The sequence below is a fragment of the Polaribacter sp. BAL334 genome, from assembly GCF_015767435.1.
In the GTDB taxonomy this organism is placed as follows: domain Bacteria; phylum Bacteroidota; class Bacteroidia; order Flavobacteriales; family Flavobacteriaceae; genus Polaribacter.
In genome coordinates this window covers 1-505 of the sequence record NZ_JADWOV010000153.1, presented here as the reverse complement: position 1 = coordinate 505, position 505 = coordinate 1, and the positions used below count along the sequence as shown (strand labels likewise).

Below are 505 nucleotides of genomic sequence, written 5' to 3'. Positions count from 1 at the left end.
GAATGATGATGTATTCATTATTAGTGATGATGTTTGGGATAATGCAAAAAGAAAATTGATTGACAGATACAAGCTAAGTTCAAAGTTTGAAATATGTAACAACCTTATCAAAGATTTTGAAGGGATAAGCATGAAGAAAAAATACAAATCGGACTTTGAAGTTTTCATCCGAGAATCAAAGTTGGAAGATTTCATAAGCACAAATGGAGAAACAATTTTCGTTTCAACAATTCATAAAGCAAAGGGGAAAGAGTTTGACAATGTATTTCTAATTCTCGAAAATTTTGATGCAAGTACAGATGAAAAGAAAAGACAGCTATATGTCGCAATGACAAGAGCGAAACAAAAATTTACCATTCATTTGAATGGAAATTATCTTGACAACTTTAAAACTGAAGAATTAGAACGAATTGAAAACAACGACATATTTCAACCCCCAAGTGGATTGGTAATGCATCTTTCACACAAGGATTTATATTTAGGGTATTTTGAGTATATACAGAAG

The 505-nt window shown here is 30.9% G+C and carries 1 protein-coding gene; it reads left to right on the top strand.

The annotated features are described in order from the left end of the window. On the top strand, positions 1-505 hold a 505-nt coding region (locus IU405_RS00800; RefSeq protein WP_197436744.1), incomplete at both ends, for a 3'-5' exonuclease.